Here is a 24786-nt window from a genome sequence, read left to right on the forward strand (position 1 = left end):
GCAAGGGCGTTGTCAAAACGGACCTTTATGCCGCACCCGTAAGGCGGCGCATGATTTATGCGCGTCTTCTTAAGCTTGGTTAACGCCTTGTTTACCACGTTGGGCGAAATGTGCGCATGTCGGTCACCCGTGGTTATCCTGTAGCGAATTTTTCACGGTTTTTCGAAGCGCGGGTGAAAACCCGGGAAGCCCGTCTTCCTCCGCGGCAAAACCGCCCGGCTCGCTTCGTTCCCGACAGGACTTTGGGAAACCGGCCTTTGGCCGGCCATTCTGAACACGGGCGCATCGATGAACAGCAAGCGGTCCTATCTCGATACACTCAACGCCGGCAGGCAACGCCGGCCGCAGCCCTCGCTCGAAGAACTGAACCGCTCGCTCGAAACGCTGGAGCAGCGGCTGGACCGGACGCGCGCCGACATGCCCGATCGCCCCGACCTGCGGCGGCCGGTCGAGCAGCCGCGTTATCCAAGCACGCAGCCTTACGGCCAGCCGCGCTGGTACGAAGATACCTATTCCGCGCAAAGGCCGCTGGACCGGCCGCAGCAGAATCCGGCACCGCAAAATCCCGGCCCGCAGAACCAATGGCCGCAAAATCGCGCCCCGCAAAATCCGACGCCCGCCGCGCCCGCCTTTGGCCAGAGCTACCAGGCGATCGCGCGTGACATCGACCGGGTGCGCGGCCAGGAAGACAGCGTCGCCATGGTCGGCAAGATCGCCGTCGAACTGCGCGGCCTGCGCGAGGAACTGCGCCACCAGATGACCGTCGGCCTGCAGCGCGAATTCGAAGCGTTCCGCCAAGACATCGATCGCGCCATGCAGGCCAACAGCCAGGGCGGCACTCCCTCCAACGGCATGCCCGACAAGAGCAGCGCCGAGCTCGGCCTCGAATTCGAGCGGCTTTCGGGAGCCATCCAGACGCTCGCCGAAAAAAGCGACGACCGCAGCGTCAACTTGCTGCGACTGGAACTGGAACAGGTGAAGGGCGCGCTGGATACGCTGGCGCGCGAGGAAAGCCTGCAGAAGGTCGACCGCCGCTGGGACGATTTCGACCGCCGCTGGAGCGCCTTCGAGGACCGCGTCGACGCCGACCAGCGCAAGCGCGCCGAAGGCCCGAGCCTTTCGGTGCTGACCGATCGGCTCGAACAGATCAGCAGCGCCGTCAGCAATCTGCCCGAATCGCTTTCGCTGCGCTCGCTGGAGGAGAAGGTGCGCACGCTTGCCGGCGCGGTCGACCGTTTCGCCGGCCAGCAGACCGCGCGCGGTGGCGAGACGCTCGCCATGATCGACGAGCGGCTGGATGAGATTTCGCGCGCCATCGTCGCGTCGACGGTAGCCGCGCAGGCCAATGCCTTCGATCCCGAAAGCTTCGGCCGGATCGAGAAGCGCATGGCCTCCCTGGCGGTTCAGATCGAAGAGGTCGCACAGTCGCGGCCTGGAGCGGAAGTTCTGGATCGCCTCAGTCTCCTGTCCAGCCGTGTGGATCAGCTGGCCGGCAGGGCGGACCTGCCCGAGCAGGCCATGGAGCGGCTCGGCAAGCAGATCGCCTTGATCACCGACAAGATGGACCGCGCGCCGGCCATGCCAGATGCCGACCAGATCTTCCAGGGCCTTGAGCAGCGCTTCGACGCGCTGTCAATACTGCTTGAGCGCCGCCAGGGCGATGCGATCGAACAGGGCAATATGCTGTTCCGCGATCTCGAGCGTCGGCTGGACGAGGTCGCGGACAGGCTTGACCAGCGCATGCGCCGGGATGAGAGCGCCGGCATCATGGAGGCGATCGACGCCCGCTTCACCGCTTTGGCCAAGCGCATCGAGACGCGCACGCCCGATCCCGCCAACGAGATGGCGATCCGGGGGCTGGAAAGCCGGCTCGAGGACATTTCCAGCCGGCTGGAATCGTCCGCGCAGCAGGTCGCGGGCATCGATCCGGCACTGATCCGCAGCCTGGAAGCGCAGGTCGCCGGCCTGTCGGCGCATCTTTCCAAGCCGGGCACGCCGCTGCCCGAGTTCGAAGACATAAGCCCGCGCCTCAACCAGATCGAGAAGTCGCTGGCCGGCACGCGCGATTCCATCCTGAGCGTGGCGCGCGAGGCGGCCGAGAGCGCCGTTAAATCGCTTTCCGACTCGACGTCCAGCACGGCCCAGACCAACGCGACCGCCGTTGCCGGCCTCGCCCAGGACCTGAAGACGCTCGAGGCGCTCACCCGGCGCTCCGACGAGCGCAACTCGCGGACATTCGAGGCGATCCACGACACGCTGCTGAAGATCGTCGACCGGCTGGGCTCGCTGGAAACGAGCGAGGCCAGCGAAGCGGTCAGCGAGTTGGTCGATCCGCAACCGGCCGGCAAGCGCGGCGGCCGCGGCGGCAAGATAGCGGTGCAGGACGCGCCTTCGATGGACATCGACCAGCCGCTGCCGCTCACGGGAGACATGGCCAGCCTGGAAGGCCGCGCGGCGGCGATCATGCGCGATGAGCCAGATGCGCCGCGCACGCCCGCGGAAGCCGCGGCCGCAGCGGCCATGGCAGCGCTCGGACCGGACGTGATCGGCGACAAGAGCGAGACGGCCGGCCGCAGGAAATCGATGTTCAGCGGCCTGGCGCGCGCCTTCAAGGGCAAGAAGGATGCGGATACGCCGCCGCTTGCCGGCTCGGCGCCGGTGGGCGACGTGCCAAGCGTCGACATCGACGAGCCGCTCGACCCCAAGGCCGCCAACCGGCCATTGGAACCAGGTTCCGGCGCGCCGGACCTCAACGCCATCATGAAGCGTGTGCGCGACGAGCGTGGCGGCCAGCCGGCCCGGCGCGCCGAGGGCGACGCCGCCAAGTCCGATTTCATCGCCGCGGCCCGCCGCGCGGCCCAGGCCGCCGCCGCGGAAGCCGACACGCTGAAGCGGCAATCGACCATGACCGGCCCGGTGAAGGCGCTGAGGATAGGCGACCTGCTCAAGGCGCGGCGCAAGCCGATCCTGATGGCGGCGGCGGCGATCATGATGGCGCTGGCGGGCCTGCAGCTGGGCAAGGCCTTCTTGGCCGATCCCGTCGAAACGGCCAACAACCAGCCCGCCCCGATCGTCTCCACGCAGACGGTCGATACGGCTTCGCTCGATGCCACAGCCGCACCGAAGGCCGACACGGACACCGCGCAGGCCGAAAGCACCCCGGCCCGCTCCGTCAGGCAGGCAGAGCCCGTCAAGGACGCGGCGCCGGCCGCTTCCGTCCCCGCAAGTCCTGAAGCTGCCGCCGCCATGCCGGCCGAACCGGCGCCCGCGCCAGTGGCGCTTGCCGCGCCTGCCGCGCCGGCGCCGGCCCCGATGGCGTCGGCGACGCCGTCCGAGCCTGCCGCGGCCGCCACCGCGACGGACACGGATGGCGACACGCAGCCGATGGCCAAGGCCCCGGATACGGCCAGCCCCGCAGCCGGGAGCTCCCCCGCCGGCGCGCCGGCTGTCACCTCCGCCGACACGACAGGCGCCGTGCCGCCCGCGGCAAGCCAGACGGCCGCGGCCAAATTCGACATTCCCTCCGAAATCGGTCCGGTGGCGCTGCGCGACGCGGCGGCCGGCGGCGACGCCAAGGCGCTGTTCGAGATCGGCTCGCGCTACGCGGAATCGCGCGGCGTGAAGGAAGACATGAAGGCAGCCGCCAAATGGTATGAGCAGTCGGCCGAGATCGGCTTCGCGCCGGCCGAATACCGTATCGGCAATTTCTACGAAAAAGGCATCGGCGTCGCGCGCGACATCAAGAAGGCCAAGACCTACTATCAACTCGCCGCCGAACAGGGCAACGCCAGCGCAATGCACAATCTGGCGGTGCTGTTCGCCATGGCGGCGGACGGCGTGACCGACAATGAATCGGCGACGCACTGGTTCCAGGAAGCCGCCGACCTCGGCGTCAAGGACAGCCAGTTCAACCTCGGCATCCTGGCCGCCAAGGGCGTCGGCATGAAGCAGGACCTGGAAGAATCCTACAAATGGTTCGCGCTGGTGGCCAAGACCGGCGACAAGGACGCCGCCGCCAAGCGCGACGAGATCGCCAACGCGCTGCGGCCCGAGCAGCTCGAGCGGGCGCGCGCGGCCACGGAATTGTGGAAGGCCAAGCCGCTCAACGCGGCCGCCAACTCGGCCGATGTTCCGGAGTCCTGGCAGGACAGCGCGCCGCAGACCACCGCCGGCATCGACATGAAGAAGGCGGTGAAGAACATCCAGCTGATCCTCAACAAGAACGGCTACGACGCCGGCGGCGCCGACGGCTTGATGGGCGGCAAGACCAAGACCGCCATCATGTCCTTCCAGACCGACAACAAGATGAAGCCGACCGGCGAGATCGACGCGCCGCTCGTCAAGGCGCTCCTGGCGAAGAAATAACGGCAGCCGCGTCGCATACACGACGCCTTGCCACACATTTGCCTGTTAACTGATTGAGATGGTTTTTGTTTCGGCGCGGCGGCGGGGGTTGAACCCGCCGCCGCGCCGTCGCAAGAAAAAATTGGCTTTTCGGTGCTTTATTGTCCGGGGACGGCACTATGGGCCGACAGACAAACTGATCGAGACAGACGGGTGGGCATCTATCTCCCGATCGCGGAAATTTCCGTCAACGTCTTCGTGCTGCTGGCGATGGGCGCGGCGGTGGGATTCCTGTCGGGCATGTTCGGGGTCGGCGGCGGCTTCCTGATCACCCCGCTCCTGATCTTCTACAACATCCCGCCGGCGATCGCCGTCGCCACCGGCGCCAACCAGGTCATCGCCTCCTCTTTCTCCGGCGCGCTGTCGCATTTCAAGCGCGGCACGCTCGATTTCAAGCTGGGCGGCGTGCTTTTGGCCGGCGGCATCGTCGGCTCGACGGCCGGCATCTTCGTCTTTGCGCTGTTGCGCCGGCTTGGCCAGTTGGACCTGTTCATCTCGCTGCTCTACGTCGTCCTGCTCGGCACCGTCGGTGGACTGATGCTGGTCGAGAGCGTCAACGCGCTGCGCGCCAGCCGCAGCGGCGCGGCGCCGGTGCTCAAGAAATCCGGCCAGCACAACTGGATCCACCGGCTGCCGTTCAAGATGCGCTTCCGCGCTTCCAAGCTCTTCGTCAGCGTCATCCCGGTGCTCGGGCTTGGCGCCGGGATCGGCTTCCTGTCGTCGATCATGGGCGTCGGCGGCGGCTTCATCATGGTGCCGGCGCTGATCTACCTGCTCAAGGTGCCGACCAATGTCGTCATCGGCACCTCGCTGTTCCAGATCATTTTCACCTCGGCCTATACGACGCTGGTGCATGCCACGACCAACCAGACGGTCGATGTGATCCTGGCCTTCCTGCTGATGGCCGGCGGCGTCGCCGGCGCGCAATATGGCGCCAAGGCTGGCCAGAGGCTGCGCGGCGAGCAGTTGCGGGCGCTGCTGGCGATGCTGGTGCTGGCCGTCGCCATCCGCCTTGCCGTCGATCTCTTCGTGACGCCGCCCAATCTTTATTCGCTTTCCGCCGCGGGCCTGAACTGATGGCGGCACGACGAGCATTTGCAGCCGCCGCCTCGTTGTCGATGCTCTTTGCCCTTTCCCCGGCAAGCGCGCAAACGCCGCTTGCCGAAAGCATCCAGATCGGCCTGTCGACCGACGCCGTTTCGATCACGGCGGGTTTCTCCGGCGCCGACCTGACCATCTTCGGATCGCTGGAAAATCCCGATCCGCTGGTCGCGCGCCAGGGGCGCTATGACGTGATCGTCGTGCTCGAAGGCCCGCCACGCCCTGTTGTCGTCCGGCGCAAGGACCGGGTGCTCGGCGTCTGGGTCAACCTGGACTCGGAGACGTTCGAGAACGTGCCGGTCTCCTATTCCGTCGCGACGACGCGCCCGCTGCAGGACATCGCCGAGCCTGCCAAATACAAGCAGCTCTCGCTCGGCGCGCAGAACCTCTACATGAAGCCCGCCGACGAGACCGACAGCCCGGCAACCATCGAGGAATTCACGGCCGCGCTACGCGACCGCAAGGCGGCGACGGGCCTCTACAGCGAAAATGTCGGCGGCGTGCAGTTCCTGTCGCAGAACCTGTTTCGCGCCACGGTGCGGCTCGCGCCCAACGTGCCGGTCGGGACCCATAAAGCCCGCGCGTTCCTGTTCAAGAGCGGCATGTTCGTCAAGGAAAGCTCGGCCCAGCTCGAAATCCGCAAGTCCGGCTTCGAGCAATCGATCTTCCGCGTCGCGCACGACTATTCCTTCCTCTATGGCGTGTTCGCCATATCGCTCGCCATGCTGACCGGCTGGCTGGGCCGGCTCATCTTCCGCAAGGATTGATACCCGCGGGAAAAATGGGAAGACCCATTTTCCCGTGAAAAGAGGGTTTCCCTTTTCCCGGTTTTGCGATACATCGCCGCCTCCCAGCCCTAGGGACAAGCACACACATTTCGATTTTCGGCAGAGCGGTCCGGCTTTCCGGACGACGGCGCGCTTCGCGTCGTCGGCAACCCTGCCCCAGGCAACGACAGGAGGCTGCGATGCGATCGGCATTCGGCGGCATCGATTTCGGCACGTCCAATTCCACCGTGGGCGTGATCCGCGACGGCCGGGCGCGACTGGTGGCGCTGGAAGGCGAGCAACCGACCTTGCCAAGCGCCGTGTTCTTCAACTTCGAGGACGGCTACACCTATTTCGGCCGCCGTGCGATCAGCGACTACACCGACAGCATCGAAGGGCGTCTGATGCGCTCGCTGAAGAGCGTGCTCGGCAGTTCGCTCGCCAACGAAAAGACGCGCATCAAGGCGCGCCAGATCGGCTTCATCGACATCATCGGGCTGTTCATCGATCATCTCAAGAAGCGGCTGGAAGAGGACGCAGGCGGTCCGGTCGAAAGTGTCGTGCTTGGCAGGCCCGTGCAGTTCGTCGACGACGACACGGCCGCCGATGCGAAGGCGCAAGGCGAGCTTGAAAAGGCGGCGCGCGCGCAGGGCTTCAAGCACATCGCTTTCCAGTTCGAGCCGATCGCGGCGGCGCTCGATTACGAGCAGAAGGTCGCCCGCGAGGAGCTGGCGTTGATCGTCGACATGGGCGGCGGCACATCCGACTTTTCGATCGTGCGGGTCTCGCCGGAGCGCGCCCGCTCGACCGACCGCAAGGCGGACATCCTGGCCAATCGCGGCGTCCATATCGGCGGCACCGATTTCGACCGGCTGCTCAGCATCGCCCATGTCATGCCCGAGCTCGGCTATCTGACACGGACCAAGGACCACAAGCGCAACCTGCCCGCTGCCTATTTCATCGACCTGGCGACTTGGCAGCGCATCAACCTCGTCTACACAACCAGGGCGATGAACGACCTGCGGCAGATCCGTTACGAGGCCGAGCGGGCCGACCTCGTCGACCGCTTCATCCATGTCGTGGAGCACCGCTACGGCCATGCGATGGCGGGCCTTGTCGAAAGGGCGAAGATCGCGCTGACCGACCAGTCTTCGGCCGAGGTGAAGGTGTCGCTGCCCGGCGCGCGTTTCGCGGCCGAGATCACGCGCGCCGGTCTCGAGAAGACCATTGCCGGCGACATCGAACGCGTGGCCGCGACGGTCCAACAGACGATCGCCGACGCCGGCGTCGCCGCCTCGGCCATCACCGCCGTGTTCCTCACCGGCGGTTCGACCGCCATCCCGCTGGCGAAGCGGCAAATCCTGTCGCTGGTGCCGCAGGCCTCCGTCATCGAGGGCGACATGTTCGGCTCGGTCGGCCTCGGCCTCGCGCTGGATGCGCAGCGCAAATACGCGTGAGGGCTGGAGGTTGACTAAGATGCCGGTCGCTTCGTCATCCACGGGCGGAGCAAGGAGCGAAGCGACGCGCGCAGACCCGAGGATCCATTCCGTGACGTATAAGCGCCGCTGCGATGCAGAATTCTGCTCCGGTGCACTCCACGTCGAAGGTCACGGAATGGATCCTCGGGTCTACGCTCCGCTTCGCGTCGCTCCGCCCGTGGATGACGACGTTCGGAGGCTTCGGACAATCGCGAACGTTCGCGATGATCAGCATCCCAAGAACATAGTCCGGGTGCCGCCTGGGCTCAGCTGACCCTTCTGCCCAGATGCGCCTTCAGCGCCATCTGGGCGAGGCTCGCCTGGCGGTCGCGATGCGTGATCATGGCGAAGTCGCGCTTCGGCAATTCGACCGGCACGGCCCTGAGGCTGCCCTCCGCCAGGGAGCGCGCGACGACGAGTTCCGAGATGATCGTCGCCCCCGCGCCGGCCTCGACGGCCTGACGCACGGCCTCGTTGCTGGGCAGGACGAGGAAAATCTGCAATTCCGCCGGCGGAACCTCCTGACTGAGCGCGAAATCCTCCAGCGCCTCGCGCGTGCCCGACCCGCCTTCCCGGATGATCCAGCGCAACGCCCTGATGTCGAGGTTTCCCGCCCGGGTCATCGGAATCTCGGGATGCGAGCGCGCCACAACCAGCATCGGGCGATCCTCATCGACCGTGGCGCGGCGCAGGATGTCGGACTCGGTGCGGCCCTCGACCAGGCCGAAATCGGCGCGGCCGTCCAGCACATTGGTCTCGACCTGCCTGGTGTTGCCGATCGTCACGCTCAGCTTCACGGCCGGATAGGCTTCGTGGAAGGCAGCCAGGCGACGCGGCAGCCAGTAGCTCGCGATGGTCTGGCTCGCCGCGATCGACAGGCTGCCGGCGACGGTCTGCGAGACATCCTCCAGAACGCCGCAGGCAGCAGCGGCGCGATCCAGGACGGCCTTGGCCTCCGGCAGGAAGCGATGGCCGGTCTGCGCCAGTTCGATGTTGCGACCGACCCGATTGAACAGGCGCACGCCATGCTGGCTTTCGAGCGCGCGGATGGCGGCCGAGGCCGCCGACTGCGAGATGCCGAGCCGCTCGGCGGCCTTGGTCATATGGCCGTGCTCGGCGACGGCGACGAAGATGCGCAACTGGTCGAGAGTCATGGCGCAACTAAGAAGCAAAATCGATCGGAATTACAAGAGCCGCTTGTTAGACGCATCAATGGCTTTGTTCTAAGTTTTTGCCTGAAGTTGGAAAAAATTGGTCGCCAGAGACCAAGAGTGAGAAATGATAGGGCGCTTCAAATCCCTGTTCGCGCATTGGAACCGCCGTCTGAAGCGGCAGTTAGCCGGCGAGCGTTATCATCCCGAACTCCACTACATGCGCGGTCCGGGACCCAAGACGAAGGCCAAGATGGCGAACGGCAAGAGCGTTCGCGGATCATGAGCAAAGCCGCGCCGCGCGGCGCCAATTCCGCCCCCTCGCAGCGGCCGCTGGCCGACAGCCGAGCGCCGGACGAGGGCGACGGCGTCGAGACCTCGCCAAGCGTCTCCGACCGCACCGCCAAGACCACCTGCTACATGTGCGCCTGCCGCTGCGGCATCGACGTCCACATCAAGGACGGCAAAGTCCGCTACATCAACGGCAACAAGGACCATCCGGTGAACCGGGGCGTGATCTGCGGCAAGGGCAGCGCCGGCATCATGCAGCACTACAGCCCGGCGCGGCTGAAGAAACCGCTGCTGAGGAACGGGCCGCGCGGCTCGGGCGAGTTCCGCGAGATCGAGTGGGACGAAGCGCTGACCATCGCCACCGAAAGGCTGTCGTCGATCCGGCGCACCGACCCGAAAAAACTCGCCTTCTTCACTGGACGCGACCAGTCGCAATCGCTGACCGGCTGGTGGGCGTCGAAATTCGGCACGCCCAATTTCGCCGCGCATGGCGGCTTCTGCTCCGTCAACATGGCGGCCGGCGGGCTCTACACGATCGGCGGCTCGTTCTGGGAATTCGGCGAGCCCGACTGGGACAACACCAGATATTTCATGCTGTTCGGCGTCGCCGAGGACCATGATTCCAACCCGATCAAGATCGGCCTCGGCAAGCTCAAGGCGCGCGGCGCCAAGGTGGTTTCGATCAATCCCTGCCGCACCGGCTACAATGCCATCGCCGACGACTGGGTCGGGATAAGGCCGGGGACGGACGGGCTGTTCGTGCTTGCCCTTGTCCACGAGCTGCTCAAGGCCGGCCGCGTCGATCTCGACTATCTGCTGCGCTACACCAACGCGTCTGTGCTGGTCGTGCAGGAGCCGGGGGCCGCCGATGACGGGCTGTTCGTTCGCGACGTGGACGGCAACCCGCTTGCCTGGGACAGGGCGGCCAAGCAACCGGTCAATGCGGCCGACCCCGAAGCAAAGCCAGCGCTGACCGGCTGCCATGAGGTCGGCGGACAGCGCTGCGTGCCTGTCTTCCAGCTCATCGCCGAACGCTATCTCGACGAGACGTATTCGCCGGACGCCGTGGCGGAGCGCTGCGGCGTCAGCGCGGAAACGATCCGGCGCATCGCGGCGGAGCTGGCGCATGTCGCCTTCGAGCAGACGATCGAACTGCCGATAGCCTGGACCGACTGGGCGGGCCGGCGGCACGAGACGATCAAGGGACGGCCTGTCTCGATGCATGCCATGCGCGGCATCTCGGCCCATTCCAACGGTTTTCACACCTGCCGCGCCATCCATCTGCTGCAGGTGCTGCTCGGCACCGTCGATGTCCCCGGCGGCTTCCGCTTCAAGCCGCCTTATCCGCGCCCGGCGCCGCCGGGGCCTAAGCCATGCGGAAAAAACGTTCGGCCGATGACGCCGCTCGACGGCATGCCGCTCGGCTTCGTCTGCGGACCGGACGATCTTCTCGTCGACGACGCCGGCCAGCCCACCCGCATCGACAAGGCCTATTCCTGGGAAGCTCCCCTGGCCGCGCATGGGCTGATGCACTCGGTCATCCGCAACGCCTGGGCCGGCGACCCTTATCCGATCGACACGCTGTTGATGTATATGTCGAACATGGCGTGGAACTCGTCGATGAACACGGTCGAGACGATTGCCATGCTGACCGACAAGGACGAGGCCGGCGCCTACAAGATCCCCTTCATCATCTATTCCGACGCCTATTATTCCGAGACCGTGCCCTTCGCCGACCTGGTGCTGCCCGACACCACCTATCTCGAGCGGCACGACTGCATCAGCCTGCTCGACCGGCCGATCAGCCATGCCGACGGGGCCGCCGACGCCATCCGCCATCCAGTGGTGCAGCCGGACCGCGACGTGCGGCCGTTCCAGTCGGTGCTGATCGAGCTCGGCGCGCGGCTTGGCTTGCCAGGCTTCGTCGACGAGCACGGTTCGGCCAAATACAGCTGTTATGCCGACTACATCGTCAACCATCAGCGCACGCCCGGCATCGGCCCTTTAGCCGGCTGGCGCGGCAAGAATGGCGGCTCGATCGGCAGGGGCGACGTCAACCCCGACCAGCTGCAGCGCTACATCGACAATGGCGGCTTCTGGCATTACGATTTCTCCGACGACCAGCGCTATTACAAAATGGGCAACCGCGCCTATCTCGACTTCGCCGTCGAGATGGGGTTCATCCCCAAGGCCGAGCCTATTGTCTTCCAGCTCTACTCGGAGCCGATGCAGCGGTTCAGGCTTGCCGCGCGCGGTCATGGAAAAGTGCAGCCGCCGGACGCCGAGCGCGGCCGCATCGAAGCCTATATGGACCCGCTGCCATTCTGGTACGCGCCCTTCGAGGACGACGCCGTCGACCTCGAAAAATATCCGCTGCATGCGCTGACGCAGCGGCCGATGCATATGTACCATTCCTGGGGCTCGCAGAATGCGTGGCTGCGGCAGATCACCAGCCAGAACCGGCTGTTCGTCCATCACCAGACGGCCGCCGGTCTCGGCCTTGCCGACGATGACTGGGTATGGATCGAGAGCATCAACGGCCGGGTGAAGGGCCAGATCAAACTGGTCGACGGCGTGAACCCGGATACGGTGTGGACCTGGAACGCCATTGGCAAGCGGCGCGGCACATGGGGCCTGAAGGACGATGCGGCGGAAAGCAATCGCGGCTTCCTGCTCAACCACATTATCGGCGACCAGACATCGGCCGACGCCAACGGCAAGCGTTACTCCAATTCAGACCCGGTCACCGGACAGGCGGCATGGTTCGACGTGCGCGTGCGGATCGTCAAATGCGCGCCGCAGGAAGCCGGCTTCACCGAGCCGCAATTCGAGTGTTTCGCCCAGCCGCCGCATTTCGAACCTTCGCCCGAAGTGCTTCGCTTCGGCGCCGCGTTTCGCATGAACAGGGAAGCCGCCGAATGACCTGCCTTCCCGCCCGGACCGACAAGAAACTCGGCCTCGTCATCGACCTCGACACCTGCGTGGGCTGCCAGGCCTGCGTCACCGCCTGCAAGGAGTGGAACACCGGCGGCCACATGGCGCCGCTGACCGACATCGATCCCTATGGCGGACATGTCGACGGGGTCTGGTTCAACCGCGTGCACGCTTACGAGCACACGACCGAAATGGGCGGCCGCACGGTGAACTTCCCGCGTTCCTGCCTGCATTGCGAGCAGCCGGCCTGCGTCACCGTCTGCCCGACCGGCGCCTCCTACAAGCGCGCCTCGGACGGCATCGTGCTGGTCGATGAGGACAAGTGCATCGGCTGCAAATTGTGCAGTTGGGCCTGTCCTTACGGCGCGCGTGAATTCGACACCGATGTCGGCGTGATGAAGAAATGCACGCTCTGCGTCGATCGGATCTACAACGACAATCTGGCTGAGGAGGACCGGGTGCCCGCCTGCGTCGCCGCCTGCCCGACCAGCGCCCGGCATTTCGGCGATCTCGGCGATCCGGCCTCGGCGATTTCGCAGCTTGTCGAGGAGCGTGGCGGCGTCGCGCTGATGCCGGAGCTCGGCTACCAGCCGACCAACCGGTATCTGCCGCCGCGCGCCCGCAGCCAACGCGCGGCGAAGGTGGACGCGCCGGCGCTGGAGCCGATCCGGGCCGAGGGCGGTTTCCTCGGCTGGATCGACCGCATGCTTTCGAACTGATCATGCATCCCGCCTTCTCGGTCGTCTTCTTCACCACTGCCACCGGCGCCGGCTACGGCCTGCTGGCACTGCTCGGCCTGCTTGGCGGATCTGGCGTGATCCCGGCCGATTTCTGGTTTGGCCTTGTCGGGATGGGGCTGGCGCTCGGTCTTGTTGTTGCAGGCCTGCTCTCCTCGACCGGCCATCTCGGCCGCCCTGAGCGAGCCTGGCGCGCTTTCTCGCAATGGCGCAGCTCGTGGCTGTCGCGCGAAGGCGTGGCGTCGGTCGCAACCTTCATTCCGGCCGCGCTGTTCGGCATAGGCTGGGTGCTTCTCGGGCAGAGCGGCGGCTGGGTGGCGGTCGCCGGACTGCTGGCGGCGGCAGGTGCGGTCATGACAATCTGCACGACAGGCATGATCTATGCTTCGTTGAAGCCGATCGCGCAGTGGCACAGTCGCTATACTTTGCCGGCCTATCTCATTTTCGCGGTGATGACCGGAAGCGTTCTCGCCAACGCCTTGCTCCAGGGGTTCAAGCTGGGTTCAACGGCGATGCTGGCTTGGACTCTGCTTGCCACGCTCGCCGGCTGGGGCTGGAAGCTTGCGACCTGGCGCTACAATGACCGGCTGGAAATCCCGACCACCGCCAACACAGCGACAGGCTTGGCGGGCGGCACGGTGCGGTCGATCGAATGGCCGCATACGGAAGAAAACTATCTGCTGAAAGAAATGGGCTTTCGCATCGCGCGCAAGCATAGCGCCAAGCTGCGGCTGATCACGCAGGTGCTGGCATTCGCAGTGCCAGCCATTCTGCTGGCGATCGCGTACTTCCTGCCAAGGCCCTTAAGCGCAATTGCATCCATGCTTGCAGCCGTCGCGCAACTCGCCGGCATGCTGGTCGAGCGCTGGCTGTTCTTCGCCGAGGCGAAGCATACGGTCACCCTCTATTATGGCAGGGAGTAAGCTTCAGCCCGGCCTGAGCATCGAGCCGGAGATAGCAAAAATGCGTTCGGCGCCCAGCATATAGGCCATCAGCGTCTCCAGCCGGAACAGGCCGGCATAGGCGCGGTCGAGCACGTTGAGGGAGCCGGTATAGGCGCCGAAGGCCGGCATGATCATGCGGCCGCCGTCGCCGACGAAACAGCGCCGCCGGACCGAGCGCCCGCGCTGGACGATGCGCGCGCAGGGATGGAGATGGCCTGCGATCTCGCCTTCGACGCGCACCTTCGACGGCTCATGACGGAAGAGCAGCGAACCGATGGCAAGTTCCTTGACCGTCTCGCCGGGCAGGTCCGCGGGCGCATCGGGATCATGGTTACCGGCGACCCAGAACCAGTCGCGGCCTGCCATCATCGCTTCCAGCCTTTCGCGAAAACTCAGATGCATGCGCTCGGCGCCGCCGCCGTCGTGGAAGGAGTCGCCCAGGCTGACGACGATCCGCGGCTGGTAGTCGGCGATGACCGCCTGAAGCCGCAGCAAGGTGGCGCCGGTGTCGTAAGGTGGGATCAGCGCGCCGCGCCGGGCGAAGGACGAGCCCTTTTCGAGATGCAGGTCGGAGACGGCAAGCAATCGCAGGTCGGGGAAATAGAGAACGCCGCGCCGGTCGCAGACCGCACGCTCGCCGGCGATGCCGACGAGATCGGCCTCGGCGATCAGCGTTGCGCGCGACAAAGAAAAATTCATCCCCTCCTAGGCCTTCTTTCAGTCCGCCATCTCCGGCCCCATGGCCTCTTCGACGAGGGTGGCGGCATCCATCAGCAGCGTTTCGTCCGCCTCGCCATTCACCGGCATCTTGCCGATTTCAAGCATGATCGGCACGGCAAGCGGCGATATCTGCTCAAGGTTCTTATGCATGATTCGACCGCGGATGCGCGAGAGCATCTCGGCAAGTCTGCTGACATCGAGCAACCCGGTCGCGGCATCCGTACGGGTGGCGTGCAGCAGAATATGGTCGGGTTCATGGCTGCGCAACACGTCATAGATGAGGTCGGTCGAAACGGTCACCTGGCGGCCGCTTTTTTCCTTGCCGGGGTGGCGCTTTTCGATCAGTCCGGAAATCAGCGCGCAGTTGCGGAAGGTGCGCTTCAGCAGCCAGCTGTCGGCGAACCAGGCTTCGAGATCATCGCCCAGCATGTCTTGATCGAACAGCGTGGCCAGCGACGGTTTTCTGTTCTTGAACATCCAGCCCATGTCGGCCAGCGACCAGATGGCCAGCGCGTAATCGGTGGCCACGAAACCGACCGGCTTGGCGCCCGCCCGATCCAGCCGTCGCGTGAGCAGCATGCCGAGCGTCTGATGCGCAAGCCTGCCTTCGAATGGATAGGCAACGAGGTAATACCGGTTGCCGCGTGGGAAAGTCTCGATCAACAGGTCGTCGCGTTTCGGCAGCACGGACTTGTCCGCCTGGAACCGCAACCAATCCGCCACCTGTTCGGGCAGTTTCTTCCAACGTTGCGGGTCATCGAGCATGGCCCGCACCTGCTCGGCGAGATAGGTCGAAAGCGGGAATTTGCCGCCGCCATAATAGGGCACCTTCGCGTCGCTGCCGGGTGCGTTCGAGACGAAGCACTCGTTCTCGCGAATGCCTTCGAAACGCAGGATCTTGCCGGCGAACATGAAGGTGTCGCCATGCGTCAAAGTCTCCAGAAACGCTTCCTCGATCTTTCCCAGCACCCTGCCGCCGCGCGAGGCCGCCCCTCTGCTGCCGGCCTGGACGTAACGCACATTGAGCGCCGGCACTTCGATGATGGTGCCGACATTCAGCCTGTATTGCTGGGCGACGGCCGGATTTGAAACCCGCCATAAGCCTTCCTTGGTCTGACGGATGCGGGCATAGCGCTCGTAATTTCTCAGCGCGTAGCCGCCGGTGGCGACGAAGTCGATAACCCGGTCGAATGTCGGCCTGTCCAGGCTGGCGTAAGGCGCAGCCGTCCGTATCTCCTCAAAGAGCATATCGGCATGAAACGGCGCCCCGCAGGCGCAGCCCAGCACGTGTTGAGCCAAGACGTCCAGCCCGCCATTGACAAGCGGCGGCGTGTCCTGCGCGCCGAGATAATTGGCATCGAGCGCCGCCCGGCATTCCAGCACTTCGAAGCGGTTGGCCGGGATGAGAATCGCCTTTGAGGGCTCGTCCATACGATGGTTGGCACGGCCGATGCGCTGCGCGAGTCGGCTGGCGCCTTTCGGCGCACCGACATGCACGACCAGATCCACATCGCCCCAGTCGATGCCGAGATCCAGCGTCGAGGTAGCGACGATGGCGCGCAAAGCGTTTTCGCCCATGGCCTTCTCGACGCGGCGGCGCTGGGCGACATCAAGCGATCCGTGATGAAGCGCGATCGGCAGCGTGTCTTCATTGACGCGCCATAGCTCCTGGAACAAAAGCTCGGCCTGGCTGCGCGTATTGACGAACAGCAGCGTGGTCTTGTGCCGCTTGATCTCGCGATAGATCTCGGGAGTGGCGTAGCGGGCCGAGTGCCCGGCCCAAGGCACCCGTTCTTCTGAATCGAGGATTGATATCTCGGGCTTGGCACCGCCCGTGACGACGATGAGCTCGGACATGGCGCCGGGAGAAGCCTGACTGACCAGCCAACGCCGCAATTCGTCCGGCTCGGCCACGGTGGCTGACAGGCCTATGGTTTGCAACCCGGGCACAAAGGCGCGCAACCGCGCCAGGCCAAGTGCCAGCAGATGGCCGCGCTTGGAGGTGACCAACGAATGCAGTTCATCGAGCACGACATAGCGCAAATCCTCGAAGAAGCGCCTGGCGTCGTTCGAGGCGATCAGCAGCGCGAGTTGCTCGGGCGTGGTGAGCAGGATGTCGGGCGGTACAAGCTTTTGCCGCTGGCGCTTGTGCGAAGGCGTGTCGCCGGTGCGCGTTTCGATGGTGACGGGCAGTCCGATCTCCGCGACCGGCTTGCCGAGATTGCGCTCGATGTCGATGGCCAAAGCCTTGAGCGGCGAGATGTAGAGCGTGTGGATGCCGCGATGCGCCTGGCCTGGTTTTCGCTTGGGACGGTTGGCGAGCTCGGTCAGCGACGGCAGGAAGCCGGCCAATGTCTTGCCGGCGCCGGTCGGTGCGATCAGCAGCACCGATTGGCCGCTTTGAGCCTTCGCCAGCAACTCGAGCTGATGGACGCGCGGCGACCAGCCCTTTTCGCCGAACCATCTGACGAATGGCTCAGGCAGCAGGACAGCGGCATTCTGCTCGGCAAGGCGCGGCTGCTCGGTCACGCGCAAGAGGTAGCGCGGCGGCGCGCAATCGCCAAGGAAAATCGGAACAAAAGGGGATCAGTTTTCCTCGCCCCGTTACGGGGAGAGGATGCCGGCAGGCAGGTGAGGGGCTGTGCGCCAATGTTCAGAGGTTGGCTTGGTCAGCGCGAGCAATCGCAGGTTCGCGCTGCCCCTCATCCGCGCTTCGGGCACCTTCTCCCCGTGAACCGGGGAAGGAAAGATCAGGGCCTGCGAAACCCCGTCGGGCCGCCATAGAGATAGCCGATGCGATCGACCGCCTCTTTCAGCCCCTCGCGCGAGACCAGCATGGTGTGGCCATTAGCGTGGATCATGTCGCGAGCGTCGGTCATGATCGCGACGTGGCCTTTCCAGAAGACGAGGTCGCCGCGTTGAAGTCCGGCAAAGTCCGGACCCGGCTCGAACGGCGTGCCGACCGATGCCGCCTGCATGTCGGAGTCGCGCAGCACTTGCCTGCCGGCCATGCGCATTGCCAACTGCACAAGCCCGGAACAGTCGATGCCGAAGCCGGAGACGCCACCCCAGAGATAGGGGGTCCCCAGGAAGGTTTCTGCGACGGTGACGTAGTCCTCGGCCCGCTCGGCGATCAGCCGCAGATGGCCGGCGATGATCGCCTGGCCGGAGGGCAGCAACGCATAATGCGTGCCGCGCGTTTCGGCCGAACCAGTCACGGCCACGGTCGAGCCCATCGACAGCTGCCCGCTTGTCGGAAAGCGCAGGTCCGGTCCCGGATAGAGGAAGGTGCGCGGCACGCAGACGATGTGGGTCGGCGCATGGTCGCGCGCGCCAATGAGATTATCGGCCACATAGCCGACATAGCCGTCGCGTTCGGCCTGCACCCAAGCCCAGCCTTCGGCATCCTCGAACACCAGCACGTCGTCGCCGAACAGCGCCTGGGTGTTCACGCCCGCATCCGGGCGCGGCGCCTTGCGCAGATCGGCGACCGACACCGTAACCCGCGCCGGGCGGCCGGTGACGAAGCGGTCGGCGGCGACCTCGCCCTTCAGCCTCGCATCGGCAAGGTCGGAGCGGAAAGCATGAAGGCGGGCATCCCTGGCGGTCAAATCGATAAATCCAGTCAAATTCTTTGTTAGAGCATGATCTTATCCGAAAACCGGTTCCCACTTTTCGGGATCATGCTCTAGATGGGCAATTCATGCGCGCGGGCGACGATACCATCGCCGAAGCGCTCGACAAAGAGCGCGCCTTCCACCGTGCGCCGGATCAGCACGTTGCGCTTGTCGAGCTCATCGCGATGGCGCGAGACCAGCTTCAGCGCTCCCATCGTATCCAGCGCGCGGGTGATGACCGGCTTGGTGACGTTGAGCTTGGCGGCCAGCCCGCGCACCGTATGGGGCGGCGGATCGAGGTAGATGGTGAACAGGATCGCCGTCTGGCGCATGGTGAGATCCGGCACGCCGTCGCGCACCTGGACCAGCATCACCTGCTGCCACAGTCGCAAGGCCTGGCTCGGGCGCATCGAGATCGACATCGCCCAAGCATGCCGGCAAATTGTTTCGGTTCCGTTTCAGTGACGATTTGTTTGTTTGACCATGATCTTATCCGAAAACCGGTCCCACTTTTTGCTGCGCTGACCTCCGGTTCGGGATCATGGTCTAGCCAAAGCGATTGGCGATGACGCGCTCCAGTGCGCGAATGCCTTGCGCCTCGCCGCCGGTCAGGCCGTAGGGGCGGTCGGCCGGGTTCCAGGCGAAGATGTCGAAATGCGCCCAGCTGTGGGTCTTCTCGACGAAGCGCTTGAGGAAAAGGGCCGCGGTGATCGATCCGGCAAAGCCGTCCGTCGTCACATTGTTGATGTCGGCGATCCTCGAGGAAAGCTTCGCATCGTAGGGGCGCCACAAAGGCATGCGCCAGAGCGGATCCTCGACCGCGATCGATGCCTGGGCCAGATCGGCGGCAAGCGTCTCGTCAGCGGTGTAGAAAGGCGGCAAATCGGGCCCCAGCGCGACGCGGGCGGCACCGGTCAGCGTCGCCATGTCGATCAGCAAAGCGGGCTGTTCCTCATCGGCCAGCGCCAGCGCGTCGGCCAGGATCAGCCTGCCTTCGGCGTCCGTGTTGCCGATCTCGACCGTGATGCCCTTGCGGCTGCGCAACACGTCGCCGGGCCGGAAGGCATTGCCGGCGATCGAATTCTCGACGGCGGGGATCAGCACGCGCAGCCGAACATTGAGTTTCGCCGCCATGATCATGGAGGCGAGGCCCAGCACGTTGGCGGCGCCGCCCATGTCCTTCTTCATCAGAAGCATGCCCGACGACGGCTTGATGTCGAGGCCGCCGGTATCGAAGCAGACGCCCTTGCCGACCAGCGTCACCTTCGGCGCGTCGCCCGGCCCCCAACTCATGTCGATCAGCCGCGGCGCGCCGGTCGAGGCCCGGCCCACGGCGTGGATCATCGGGAAGTTCCGCGCCAGGAGATCGTCGCCATGGATCACGGCGATATCGGCGCTATGGGCGGCCGCCAGCTTTCGGGCGGCTTCTTCCAGCTCGACCGGACCGAGGTCGCTGGTCGGCGTGTTGACGAGGTCGCGCGCCAGGAACACGCTGTCGGCGACGCGGCGGACATGCGCGGCGTCGACGCCGTCGGGAAGCGCAAAGCGCAGAGCCTTGCCGGGCTTCTTGCCGTAACGTGTAAAGACATAGCCGCCCAGGACAAGCGCGAGCGCCGCGAGTTCGGGCTGCGCCGGGCCCGACGCGAAATGCCAGTCGCCTTCCGGCAGTGCCCTTGCGAGCGCGCCGAGAGCAAGGGCGCCGTCGCCGTCGCCGATACCAAACAGCGCCCCGGCAAGGCCGCCGCCCTCGCCCGGCAGGGCCAGCGTGCGCCCTGCCTCGCCGGAAAAACCGTTGGCCCTCGCCCAGGCGATAGCGGGCAGCGGCAACGCCGAGGCTTCAAGGGCGTCCTTTGCCACCAGATAGACAGGCAAGGCGGCTTGCGGCTTCTGCTCGACGAGTTCGACAGGCATCCAATGACCTCCAGCCGAACTGCTGAGTCGGCGCTTCTTAACGGTCCGTTAGGGTTAACAGAATATTTCTGCGGGAGGGAAGACGGCCAGCCAATGGCCGCACAGGAATGGAGACCGGGCGCCGATGCCTACCAAAGCGTTGAACCTTACAGCCAAGCGTCTGATCACCACGGCTTTCATGGCGGCGCTTGCGGCCAGCGTGGCCGGTTGCGGCAGCACCGGCAAGTTCACCACGGGTTCCATCTCCCGCTCCGACAGCAGGCCGCTGGAAACGATGTCGTCCAGCGAATTGCGTACCGCCACGTCCAGGCTCGGCCAATCCTACGCCCGCAGTCCGAACGACAAGCGCATCGCGATGAACTTCGCGGCGGCGCTGCAGATGGACGGCGACGCCGACCAGTCGCTGGCGGTGATGCGCAAGCTGGCGATCGCCTATCCCAAGGATCGCGAAGTGCTTGCGGCCTATGGCAAGGCGCTTGCCGCCAACGGCCAGTTCGAGCCGGCCCTCGATGCCGTGCGGCGCGCGCAGACGCCCGAATATCCGGACTGGAAGCTGGTCTCGGCGGAAGCCGCCATTCTCGACCAGATGGGACAGAAGGACGAAGCGCGGCAGGACTATCGCAAGGCGCTGGAACTGAAGCCGAACGAGCCCTCGGTGCTGTCCAATCTCGGCATGTCCTATGTGCTCGAAGGCGACCTGCGCACGGCGGAAACCTATATGCGCTCGGCCGCGCAGCAGCCCGGCGCCGACAGCAGGGTGCGGCAGAACCTCGCGCTGGTCGTCGGGCTGCAGGGCCGCTTCGACGAGGCCGAGAAGATCGCCTCGCAGGAACTGTCGCCCGAACAGGCGCAGGCCAACGTCGCCTATCTGCGCCAGATGCTCGCCCAGCAGAATGCCTGGAGCCAGCTGAAGGATCAGGACAAGGACAAGGCGAAAGTCGCCACGAACTGACGGACGCTGCCAAGCGCCGACCGCTTCGACAATGAAAAAAGCCGCGCGGGGGTCCGCGCGGCTTCTTTCATTGATGCGAACGGCCCGCCTACTGGCTGGAGGAGCTGTGCTGGTCGCCGAAGATGCCGCGCTGGCTGACCTGGATGCCGGCCGGACCCAGGATGATGGCGAACAGAACCGGCAGGAAGAACAGGATCATCGGCACGGTGAGCTTTGGCGGAAGTGCGGCGGCCTTCTTCTCGGCGGCGTTCATGCGCATGTCGCGGCTTTCCGAGGCGAGCACGCGCAGCGCGTGCGCCACCGGCGTGCCGTAGCGTTCGGCCTGGACCAGGGCCTGCGACACCGACTTCACCGATTCCAGGCCGGTGCGGCTTGCCAGGTTCTCATAGGCGATCTTGCGATCCTGCAGATAGGACAGCTCTGCATTGGTGAGCACGAATTCCTCGGCAAGCGCCACCGACTGCGTGCCGATTTCGTCGGCAACCCTGCGCAAGGCCGCTTCCACCGACATGCCGGATTCCACGCAGATCAGCATCAGGTCGAGCGCGTCCGGCCAGGCCAGCTGGATCGACTGCTTGCGCTTGGTCGCGCGGTTGTTGACATAGAGGATCGGCGTGTAGAAGCCGCCATAGGCGACAACGACACAGACGAACAGCTTGATGAAAGCCGGTTGCTGCGGCAGGCCGCCGAGCACGAACAGATAGATGGCCGCCAAGGCAAAACCGACGAATGGCAGGACCAGGCGAAAGAAGAGAAAACGCGTCAGCGGGTTCTGGCCGCGGAAGCCCGCGACCTTGAGCTTCTGGATCGTGCTTTCATCGGCAAGCGCGCGCCTCAGATCCAGGCGGTCGACGATGTTGCGCATGCCGATGGACTGTTCCTCGCGCAGGCCCTTGCGGCGGCGGTCGGCCTCGTTGGCCAGTCGCGTACGCTGCTCGGCGCGCAATTTGTCGCGTTCGAGCGCCACGCTCTTCATGCGCGACTTGAGCGACGTGCCGCCGAACGCCGGCATGAGCGTGAAGACGGTCGCGAACACGGCAATACCGACCAGCATCGCGATCAGGAAGGAAGGGTCTGTGAGTGTTTTGACGACCTGCTCTGTCACTGGATCCGCGCCCCTAGACTTCGAAGTTCATCATCTTGCGCATCACCAGGATGCCGATCGACATCCACACACCCGAGCAGCCGAGGATCAGGTTGCCGACGTTGGTGGTGAACAGCGGCATGATGTAGTTCGGGCTCGACAGATAGACGAGGAAGGCGACGACGAAGGGCAAGGCGCCGATGATGACGGCCGATGCCTTGGCTTCCATCGACAGCGCCTGGACCTTGGCCTTCATCTTCTTGCGGTCGCGCAGGACGCGCGAAAGGTTGCCCAGCGCCTCGGACAGATTGCCGCCGGCCTGTGACTGAATCTGGATGACGATGCCGAAGAAGCCGGCCTCGCTGCACGGCATCGTCTCCGTCATGCGCATGGCGGCGTCGGGCACCGACATGCCCATCTGCTGGGAATCGACGATGCGGCGGAATTCGGACCGAACCGGTTCGGGCGATTCGTTGGCGATCAGGCGGATCGCATCGTTGAGCGGCAGGCCGGACTTGACCGCGCGCACGATGATGTCGAGCGCGTTCGGAAATTCTTCCAGGAAGGCCTTGACGCGACGTGTGCGGCGAAACGACACGAACCAGCGCGGCAGGCCGAGGCCGCCCACCAGCAGGGCACCGGGCAGAGCCCATAGAGGCGCGCCGAGGAAAAAGAGAACGGCCGTCAGGATGATCCCGCAGACAGCGGAATAGATATAGAAACGCTCGATCGGAACCTGCATGCCGGCTTGGCGGATCTGAGTCTTCAGCGGCGGTTTCTTGACGTTGCGATCGTTGGTCTTCTGTTTCTCGTCGAGCTGCTTCAGCGAGTCCTGGACGTTTTTTCGCCGCTTGACCGCTTCCGCTGCGCGGTCGCGCGTCGCTTTCACCACCGACCGGTCGGTTTCGGCTGTCTTGACGGTCTGAAGCCGCTTGCCGGCCTGCTTCTCGTTGTCGATGCGCGTGAACAGAAAAGCATAGGCCACCGCGCCGGCGCTGAAGCCGGCAAGCACGATGAAAGCCAGTACGGTGGTGTCAATTCCGAACATCGACCTGGATCCCCAGGGCATTTCGCCGTTCCAATGAAACGGCGAACCGACCTATTTCTTCGTTTAGACGCAATTCCGGGCGGAAAACCGCTTCACACTTTTCCTGGAATTGCTTCAGACCTCCAGCTGCATCAGTCAGCGCGTTTCTCCATCGCCTCGAGCGCGTTGGCGAGGCGCTGTTCCTCGCCATAATAGCGGGCGCGGTCCCAGAAATGCGGACGGCCGATGCCTGTCGACACGTGCTCGCCGACCAGCCGGCCGCCGGCGTCTTCACCCTTGATGTTGTAGAGCACAAGATCCTGGGTGATGATGACGTCGCCTTCCATGCCGACCACCTCGGTGATGTGGGTGATGCGGCGCGAGCCGTCGCGCAGGCGGGCCGCCTGGATGATCACGTCGATCGAGCCGACGATGATCTCGCGCACCGTGCGCTGCGGCAGTGAATAACCGCCCATGGCGATCATCGATTCCATACGGTTGAGGCATTCGCGCGGGCTGTTCGAGTGGATCGTTCCCATCGAGCCGTCGTGACCGGTGTTCATCGCCTGCAGCAGGTCGAACACTTCCGGTCCGCGCACCTCGCCGACGATGATCCGCTCCGGCCGCATGCGCAGGCAGTTCTTGACCAGGTCGCGCATGGTCACCTCGCCCTCGCCCTCGAGATTGGGCGGCCGGGTTTCGAGACGGACCACATGCGGCTGCTGCAGCTGCAGTTCCGCCGAATCCTCGCAGGTGATGACGCGCTCCTCGCGGTCGATATAGTTGGTCAGGCAGTTGAGCAGCGTCGTCTTGCCGGAGCCTGTGCCGCCCGAGATGACGATGTTGCAGCGGACACGCCCGATAATCTTGAGAACCTCCGCGCCTTGCGGCGAGATGGCGCCGAACTTGACCAACTGGTCCAGCGTCAGCTTGTCCTTCTTGAATTTGCGGATGGTGAGCGCAGTGCCGTCGATCGAGAGCGGCGGCGCGATGACGTTGACGCGCGAGCCGTCGGGAAGGCGCGCGTCGCAGATCGGGCTCGATTCATCGACGCGGCGGCCGACCTGGCTGACGATGCGCTGGCAGATGTTGAGCAGCTGCTGGTTGTCGCGGAAGCGGACGCCGGTCTGCTCGACCCTGCCGTTGACTTCGATGTAGACGTTCTTGGAGCCGTTGACCATGATGTCGGCGATGTCGTCGCGGGCAAGCAGCGGCTCCAGCGGTCCATAGCCCAGAACGTCGTTGCAGATGTCCTCGAGCAGCTCTTCCTGCTCGGAAATCGACATTGCGAAGTTCTTGATCGCGATGATGTCGTTGACGATGTCGCGGATTTCCTCGCGTGCGCTCTCGGGATCGAGCTTGGCGAGCTGCGACAGGTCGATCGTGTCGATGAGCGCGGAGAAAACCTGGCTCTTGGTGTCGTAATAGGTTTCCGAGCGCTCGCGCTGGACCTTTCTTGGCGGCTCCGGCGCCATAGGCGGCGGCTCGACAGGACGGCGCGCCGGCGGGGCGGCGGGCGGGCTGGAGGTCGGCGCAGCCGGCCGCTCGGCCGTCATCGTCCCCGTCGAAGCGGGCGCGGCGGGAGCAGCTGCCGGCGGACGGAATTCGGGCGTTGCCCGGCTGCCGTCTTCTTTGCCTCTTTTACCAAACATGATCGACTACCCGATG

Annotated in this window: 17 protein-coding genes; 8 read left to right on the plus strand and 9 right to left on the minus strand. The window is 65.0% G+C overall.

The window, feature by feature from the left end; all coding sequences use genetic code 11:
- Positions 1–288: 288 nt before the first annotated feature.
- The 4 genes from FJ414_RS15740 to FJ414_RS15755 all read left to right on the plus strand — a co-directional run bounded on the left by FJ414_RS15740 (position 289) and on the right by FJ414_RS15755 (position 7729).
- Positions 289–4365 (plus strand): SEL1-like repeat protein, encoded by a 4077-nt coding sequence (locus tag FJ414_RS15740; protein ID WP_140645288.1) that lies wholly within the window; start codon positions 289–291, stop codon positions 4363–4365.
- A 192-nt stretch (positions 4366–4557) separates the two neighbouring features.
- A complete protein-coding gene (locus tag FJ414_RS15745) occupies positions 4558–5481 on the plus strand; it encodes a sulfite exporter TauE/SafE family protein (protein WP_027169296.1) in 924 nt (307 codons plus the stop codon).
- On the plus strand, positions 5481–6272 hold the full coding sequence (locus FJ414_RS15750) for a TIGR02186 family protein (protein WP_140645289.1): 792 nt from the start codon (positions 5481–5483) through the stop codon (positions 6270–6272). The genes FJ414_RS15745 and FJ414_RS15750 overlap by 1 nt, the downstream gene beginning before the upstream one ends.
- Before the next feature lie 200 nt (positions 6273–6472).
- A complete protein-coding gene (locus FJ414_RS15755) occupies positions 6473–7729 on the plus strand; it encodes an Hsp70 family protein (protein ID WP_140645290.1) in 1257 nt (418 codons plus the stop codon).
- A gap of 287 nt (positions 7730–8016) precedes the next feature.
- Here the strand turns inward: FJ414_RS15755 and FJ414_RS15760 are convergent, their stop codons facing one another.
- On the minus strand, positions 8017–8904 hold the full coding sequence (locus tag FJ414_RS15760; RefSeq protein WP_140645291.1) for a LysR substrate-binding domain-containing protein: 888 nt from the start codon (positions 8902–8904) through the stop codon (positions 8017–8019).
- A gap of 279 nt (positions 8905–9183) precedes the next feature.
- On the opposite strand from FJ414_RS15760, the gene FJ414_RS15765 reads away from it, so the two are divergent.
- The 3 genes from FJ414_RS15765 to FJ414_RS15775 are packed head-to-tail and all read left to right on the plus strand — an operon-like array spanning position 9184 to position 13786.
- A complete protein-coding gene (locus FJ414_RS15765) occupies positions 9184–12114 on the plus strand; it encodes a molybdopterin oxidoreductase family protein (protein WP_140645292.1) in 2931 nt (976 codons plus the stop codon).
- The gene (locus tag FJ414_RS15770; RefSeq protein WP_140645293.1) at positions 12111–12845 is read left to right on the plus strand and encodes a 4Fe-4S dicluster domain-containing protein; all 735 of its coding nucleotides are present in this window, start codon (positions 12111–12113) and stop codon (positions 12843–12845) included. Before FJ414_RS15765 ends, FJ414_RS15770 begins: the two co-directional genes overlap by 4 nt.
- Positions 12846–12847: 2 nt before the next feature.
- Positions 12848–13786, plus strand: coding sequence for a DmsC/YnfH family molybdoenzyme membrane anchor subunit (locus FJ414_RS15775; protein ID WP_140645294.1), 939 nt, complete (start codon positions 12848–12850; stop codon positions 13784–13786).
- A 3-nt stretch (positions 13787–13789) separates the two neighbouring features.
- On the opposite strand, the gene pdeM is transcribed toward FJ414_RS15775, so the two are convergent.
- The 5 genes from pdeM to FJ414_RS15800 form a co-directional block, all read right to left on the minus strand.
- Positions 13790–14506, minus strand: a complete 717-nt coding sequence (gene pdeM / locus FJ414_RS15780; protein WP_140645295.1) for a ligase-associated DNA damage response endonuclease PdeM — start codon at positions 14504–14506, stop codon at positions 13790–13792.
- Between the two features lie 18 nt (positions 14507–14524).
- Positions 14525–17056, minus strand: a complete 2532-nt coding sequence (locus tag FJ414_RS15785; protein ID WP_140645296.1) for a ligase-associated DNA damage response DEXH box helicase — start codon at positions 17054–17056, stop codon at positions 14525–14527.
- A 221-nt stretch (positions 17057–17277) separates the two neighbouring features.
- A complete protein-coding gene (locus FJ414_RS15790; protein WP_140645297.1) occupies positions 17278–18138 on the minus strand; it encodes an NlpC/P60 family protein in 861 nt (286 codons plus the stop codon).
- 77 nt (positions 18139–18215) lie between these two features.
- The gene (locus FJ414_RS15795) at positions 18216–18566 is read right to left on the minus strand and encodes a MarR family winged helix-turn-helix transcriptional regulator (RefSeq protein ID WP_140645298.1); all 351 of its coding nucleotides are present in this window, start codon (positions 18564–18566) and stop codon (positions 18216–18218) included.
- 124 nt (positions 18567–18690) lie between these two features.
- Complete coding sequence (locus tag FJ414_RS15800) at positions 18691–20055, minus strand: leucyl aminopeptidase family protein (protein WP_140645299.1); 1365 nt, start codon at positions 20053–20055, stop codon at positions 18691–18693.
- Between the two features lie 124 nt (positions 20056–20179).
- On the opposite strand from FJ414_RS15800, the gene FJ414_RS15805 reads away from it, so the two are divergent.
- Positions 20180–21007: a tetratricopeptide repeat protein gene (locus FJ414_RS15805; RefSeq protein ID WP_140645300.1), complete on the plus strand. Its 828-nt coding sequence runs from the start codon at positions 20180–20182 to the stop codon at positions 21005–21007.
- An 88-nt stretch (positions 21008–21095) separates the two neighbouring features.
- Here the strand turns inward: FJ414_RS15805 and FJ414_RS15810 are convergent, their stop codons facing one another.
- The 3 genes from FJ414_RS15810 to FJ414_RS15820 all read right to left on the minus strand — a co-directional run bounded on the left by FJ414_RS15810 (position 21096) and on the right by FJ414_RS15820 (position 24770).
- The gene (locus FJ414_RS15810) at positions 21096–22112 is read right to left on the minus strand and encodes a type II secretion system F family protein (RefSeq protein WP_140645301.1); all 1017 of its coding nucleotides are present in this window, start codon (positions 22110–22112) and stop codon (positions 21096–21098) included.
- Between the two features lie 13 nt (positions 22113–22125).
- The gene (locus FJ414_RS15815; RefSeq protein ID WP_140645302.1) at positions 22126–23139 is read right to left on the minus strand and encodes a type II secretion system F family protein; all 1014 of its coding nucleotides are present in this window, start codon (positions 23137–23139) and stop codon (positions 22126–22128) included.
- A 131-nt stretch (positions 23140–23270) separates the two neighbouring features.
- On the minus strand, positions 23271–24770 hold the full coding sequence (locus FJ414_RS15820; RefSeq protein ID WP_140645303.1) for a CpaF family protein: 1500 nt from the start codon (positions 24768–24770) through the stop codon (positions 23271–23273).
- Positions 24771–24786 lie beyond the last annotated feature (16 nt).

This window comes from Mesorhizobium sp. B3-1-6, assembly GCF_006439555.1.
Lineage (GTDB): Bacteria > Pseudomonadota > Alphaproteobacteria > Rhizobiales > Rhizobiaceae > Mesorhizobium.